Consider the following 5,943-nt stretch of genomic DNA (forward strand, 5'->3'; position numbering starts at 1 on the left):
TTTAAGTGGGGAAGGCCCCGCACCTGGTGGTGCGGGGCCTTCCCGTTGGAGTGTTGTCCGGCGGTGTCCTACTCTCCCACACTCTCTCGGGTGCAGTACCATCGGCGCTGTGGGTCTTAGCTTCCGGGTTCGGAATGGGACCGGGCGTTTCCCCCACGCTATGACCGCCGTAACCCTGTGTACCGTTCCGTCCGGGCGCCCCCCTCTTGTGGGTGGGGGGTTCGGATGGTGGTAAGTCTGGTGGTTACATCGTTCGTGCTGGATGTGTGGGCTCTGTTCAGCCCGATCTTCGATTATCCCGCCGCCATCAGGTGCCGGGGGTTGGACCCCTGGTTTCTGTGGTGGTGGGTGGTTCCTGTTGTTGGTTGGGAACCGCATAGTGGACGCGTAGCATGTGATCTTCACTCTCCCCGTTGGTCACCGTGGGTGGTGGGTGTGGCTCCGGGGCCCGGTTGCCTGGGTCCCTGGTGTCACGCCCGTCCCGTGGTGGGGGTGGGTGTGTGGTGTAAGTTATCGGCTTATTAGTACCGGTCAGCTTCACAGGTCGTTAGTCCCTGCTTCCACATCCGGCCTATCAACCCAGTGGTCTGGCTGGGGGCCTCTCACACTCTAGGTGTATGGAAATCTCATCTTGAAGCAGGCTTCCCGCTTAGATGCTTTCAGCGGTTATCCCATCCGAACGTAGCTAATCAGCGGTGCACTTGGCAGTACAACTGACACACCAGAGGTTCGTCCGTCCCGGTCCTCTCGTACTAAGGACAGCCCTTCTCAAATTTCCTGCGCGCGCAGCGGATAGGGACCGAACTGTCTCACGACGTTCTAAACCCAGCTCGCGTACCGCTTTAATGGGCGAACAGCCCAACCCTTGGGACCTACTCCAGCCCCAGGATGCGACGAGCCGACATCGAGGTGCCAAACCATGCCGTCGATATGGACTCTTGGGCAAGATCAGCCTGTTATCCCCGAGGTACCTTTTATCCGTTGAGCGACGGCCATTCCACAATGTGCCGCCGGATCACTAGTCCCGACTTTCGTCCCTGCTTGAGATGTCTCTCTCACAGTCAAGCTCCCTTGTGCACTTACACTCGCCACCTGATTGCCAACCAGGCTGAGGGAACCTTTGGGCGCCTCCGTTACTTTTTAGGAGGCAACCGCCCCAGTTAAACTACCCATCAGGCACTGTCCCTGACCCGGATTACGGGCCGAAGTTAGATATCCAGAGTGACCAGAGTGGTATTTCAACGATGACTCCACGTGAACTGGCGTCCACGCTTCACAGTCTCCCACCTATCCTACACAAGCCACACCGAACACCAATACCAAACTATAGTGAAGGTCTCGGGGTCTTTCCGTCCTGCTGCGCGTAACGAGCATCTTTACTCGTACTGCAATTTCGCCGAGTTTATGGTTGAGACAGCGGGGAAGTCGTTACTCCATTCGTGCAGGTCGGAACTTACCCGACAAGGAATTTCGCTACCTTAGGATGGTTATAGTTACCACCGCCGTTTACTGGGGCTTAAATTCCCAGCTTCGTCCCACGCAAGCGTGAAACTAACCGGTCCTCTTAACCTTCCAGCACCGGGCAGGAGTCAGTCCGTATACATCGTCTTGCGACTTCGCACGGACCTGTGTTTTTAGTAAACAGTCGCTTCCCCCTGGTCTCTGCGGCCCTGATCCGCTCCGGTGAGCTAGTCACCATCACAGTTGGGGCCCCCCTTCTCCCGAAGTTACGGGGGCATTTTGCCGAGTTCCTTAACCATAATTCTCTCGATCGCCTTAGTATTCTCTACCTGATCACCTGTGTCGGTTTGGGGTACGGGCGGCTGGAACCTCGCGCCGATGCTTTTCTCGGCAGCATAGGATCACCAAATTCCCCCATACGGGGGTCCCATCAGATCTCAGGCTCGTGATCGAACACAAGAACGCGGATTTGCCTACGTCCTGCCCTACATCCTTAGACCGGGACAACCATCGCCCGGCTTGGCTACCTTCCTGCGTCACACCTGTTAATACGCTTACCTCCCGAGATCAGGTCCCGCGATCCACAAAAAACCACGTCACCACAAGGGTGGGCGGTCATGCTTCTGGCGGTTAGTATCCCTCGATCAGTATTGGCGGTTCTTCGCCGGTACGGGAATATCAACCCGTTGTCCATCGACTACGCCTGTCGGCCTCGCCTTAGGTCCCGACTTACCCAGGGCAGATTAGCTTGACCCTGGAACCCTTGATCATTCGGCGGACGGGTTTCTCACCCGTCTTTCGCTACTCATGCCTGCATTCTCACTCGTGTAGGCTCCACCGCTGGTTTACACCGCGACTTCACTGCCCACACGACGCTCCCCTACCCATCCACACCCTTGAACCAAGAGAACAAGTCTCCGGCTTGGGATATATGTGAATGCCACAACTTCGGCGGTGTACTTGAGCCCCGCTACATTGTCGGCGCGGAATCACTTGACCAGTGAGCTATTACGCACTCTTTCAAGGGTGGCTGCTTCTAAGCCAACCTCCTGGTTGTCTGGGCAACTCCACATCCTTTCCCACTTAGCACACGCTTAGGGGCCTTAGTTGGTGGTCTGGGCTGTTTCCCTCTCGACTATGAAGCTTATCCCCCACAGTCTCACTGCTGCGCTCTCACTTACCGGCATTCGGAGTTTGGCTGACGTCAGTAACCTTGTAGGGCCCATTAGCCATCCAGTAGCTCTACCTCCGGTAAGAAACACGCAACGCTGCACCTAAATGCATTTCGGGGAGAACCAGCTATCACGAAGTTTGATTGGCCTTTCACCCCTACCCACAGCTCATCCCCTCCATTTTCAACTGAAGTGGGTTCGGTCCTCCACGACGTCTTACCGTCGCTTCAACCTGGCCATGGGTAGATCACTTCGCTTCGGGTCTAGATCACGCCACTCTGCTCGCCCTATTCAGACTCGCTTTCGCTACGGCTTCCCCACACGGGTTAACCTCGCGACGTAACACTAACTCGCAGGCTCATTCTTCAAAAGGCACGCCGTCACAGATACAAGTCTGCTCCGACGGTTTGTAGGCACACGGTTTCAGGTACTGTTTCACTCCCCTCCCGGGGTACTTTTCACCTTTCCCTCACGGTACTGGTCCGCTATCGGTCATCAGGGAGTATTTAGGCTTACCAGGTGGTCCTGGCAGATTCGCACGGGATTTCTCGGGCCCCGTGCTACTTGGGATCCTCTCCAAACGGCGTCACGCATTACGGTTACGGGACTTACACCCTCTCCGGCCGGGCTTTCAAACCCGTTCACCTATACGCACGCACTCATTTCACCAGTCCGGCAGAACTGGAACGGAAAGTCCCACAACCCCAGTGATGCAACGCCCGCCGGCTATCACACACCACTGGTTTAGCCTGTTCCGCGTTCGCTCGCCACTACTAACGGAATCACTATTGTTTTCTCTTCCTGTGGGTACTGAGATGTTTCACTTCCCCACGTTCCCTCCACGTACCCTATGTGTTCAGATACGGGTCACCCGGTCACTCGCGCGCCGGGCGGGGTTTCCCCATTCGGACATCCTGGGATCAAAGTTCGGTTATCAACTCCCCCAGGCTTATCGCAGATTCCCACGTCCTTCTTCGGCTCCTGATGCCAAGGCATCCACCGTGTGCCCTTAAAAACTTGACCACAAAGATCAAAAAACATATCGAGAAAACCAGGCCCGAACATTTGTCCGAAACCAGATTTATCTTAGAAATTGCTTCTTTTTAAGATGCTCGCGTCCACTATGCAGTTCTCAACCAACAACCCCGTCACACCCACACCCAACCCCGAAGGACCGGACACAGCATGCGCAGGAACAACCAGAAACAACCGAACCCCCCACCCCACGACACCCCCGCAAGGACCACCCACCCCGGACACCAGCGACGAATCACCGACACCCGGAACAAGCACCCCTACAAGGACACGCAGAACAAGAGCCCTGTTATCTCAGGACCCAACAGTGTGCCAAACACCCCCCGACAACCCCCGACACCACCCTTTCCACAACCACCGCACCCACACACCCCCTCCACGAAGGAGGAGACACGACAGACACGCCGGCTCGTACTCGAATGCCACCAGGACCCACCAGGGACCTATCCGTTGATATTCCACCCATGAGCACCCACCGCGGAACAAACGCCCGCGCTATGGGCTAACTCCTGCAAGCCACACACCCACCACACAGGATGAGCACATGAACCTGAGGCGCTCCTTAGAAAGGAGGTGATCCAGCCGCACCTTCCGGTACGGCTACCTTGTTACGACTTAGTCCCAATCGCCGGTCCCACCTTCGACGGCTCCCTCCCACAAGGGGTTAGGCCACCGGCTTCGGGTGTTACCAACTTTCGTGACTTGACGGGCGGTGTGTACAAGGCCCGGGAACGTATTCACCGCAGCGTTGCTGATCTGCGATTACTAGCGACTCCAACTTCATGAGGTCGAGTTGCAGACCTCAATCCGAACTGAGACCGGCTTTTTGGGATTAGCTCCACCTCACAGTATCGCAACCCTTTGTACCGGCCATTGTAGCATGCGTGAAGCCCAAGACATAAGGGGCATGATGATTTGACGTCGTCCCCACCTTCCTCCGAGTTGACCCCGGCAGTCTCCCATGAGTCCCCGGCATAACCCGCTGGCAACATGGAACGAGGGTTGCGCTCGTTGCGGGACTTAACCCAACATCTCACGACACGAGCTGACGACAACCATGCACCACCTGTAAACCGGCCACAAGTGGCTGACACATCTCTGCATCATTCCGGTTCATGTCAAGCCTTGGTAAGGTTCTTCGCGTTGCATCGAATTAATCCGCATGCTCCGCCGCTTGTGCGGGCCCCCGTCAATTCCTTTGAGTTTTAGCCTTGCGGCCGTACTCCCCAGGCGGGGCACTTAATGCGTTAGCTACGGCGCGGAAAACGTGGAATGTCCCCCACACCTAGTGCCCAACGTTTACGGCATGGACTACCAGGGTATCTAATCCTGTTCGCTCCCCATGCTTTCGCTCCTCAGCGTCAGTTACAGCCCAGAGACCTGCCTTCGCCATCGGTGTTCCTCCTGATATCTGCGCATTTCACCGCTACACCAGGAATTCCAGTCTCCCCTACTGCACTCTAGTCTGCCCGTACCCACCGCAGATCCGGGGTTAAGCCCCGGACTTTCACGGCAGACGCGACAAACCGCCTACGAGCTCTTTACGCCCAATAATTCCGGATAACGCTTGCGCCCTACGTATTACCGCGGCTGCTGGCACGTAGTTAGCCGGCGCTTCTTCTGCAGGTACCGTCACCAACCCAAAGGCCGGCTTCTTCCCTACTGAAAGAGGTTTACAACCCGAAGGCCTTCATCCCTCACGCGGCGTCGCTGCATCAGGCTTGCGCCCATTGTGCAATATTCCCCACTGCTGCCTCCCGTAGGAGTCTGGGCCGTGTCTCAGTCCCAGTGTGGCCGGTCACCCTCTCAGGCCGGCTACCCGTCGTCGCCTTGGTAGGCCATTACCCCACCAACAAGCTGATAGGCCGCGAGTCCATCCAAAACCACAAAAGCTTTCCACCAACATGGCATGCGCCAGAAGGTCGTATCCAGTATTAGACCCGGTTTCCCAGGCTTATCCCAGAGTCAAGGGCAGGTTACTCACGTGTTACTCACCCGTTCGCCACTAATCCCCCCACAAGTGAGGTTCATCGTTCGACTTGCATGTGTTAAGCACGCCGCCAGCGTTCATCCTGAGCCAGGATCAAACTCTCCGTAAATGCATTACAGACACAACACGGAAACCCGGGAAAACGGGCAACCACGCTGCACAAAATTCGAAACCAGCCAAAAAAACCAGCCACCACACGGGGTGCGGCAACCAGCAAATTCAACCAATCAAAAAACAATCGGTATCAACAAACTTGGCACACTATTGAGTTCTCAAACAACAGGA

At 56.2% G+C, this 5,943-nt stretch carries 3 rRNA genes; all 3 read right to left on the reverse strand.

Annotated elements, in window-relative coordinates:
- Nucleotides 1-55: 55 nt before the first annotated feature.
- The 3 genes from rrf to ACX80L_RS17635 all read right to left on the reverse strand — a co-directional run bounded on the left by rrf (nucleotide 56) and on the right by ACX80L_RS17635 (nucleotide 5,767).
- A 5S ribosomal RNA gene (rrf, locus tag ACX80L_RS17625) occupies nucleotides 56-172 on the reverse strand.
- A 328-nt stretch (nucleotides 173-500) separates the two neighbouring features.
- A 23S ribosomal RNA gene (locus ACX80L_RS17630) occupies nucleotides 501-3,656 on the reverse strand.
- 578 nt (nucleotides 3,657-4,234) lie between these two features.
- Nucleotides 4,235-5,767, reverse strand: a 16S ribosomal RNA gene (locus tag ACX80L_RS17635).
- Together the 16S, 23S and 5S rRNA genes form the textbook arrangement of a ribosomal RNA operon.
- Between the last annotated feature and the right edge of the window lie 176 nt (nucleotides 5,768-5,943).

It is taken from the genome of Arthrobacter sp. MDT1-48-3 (genome assembly GCF_054511015.1).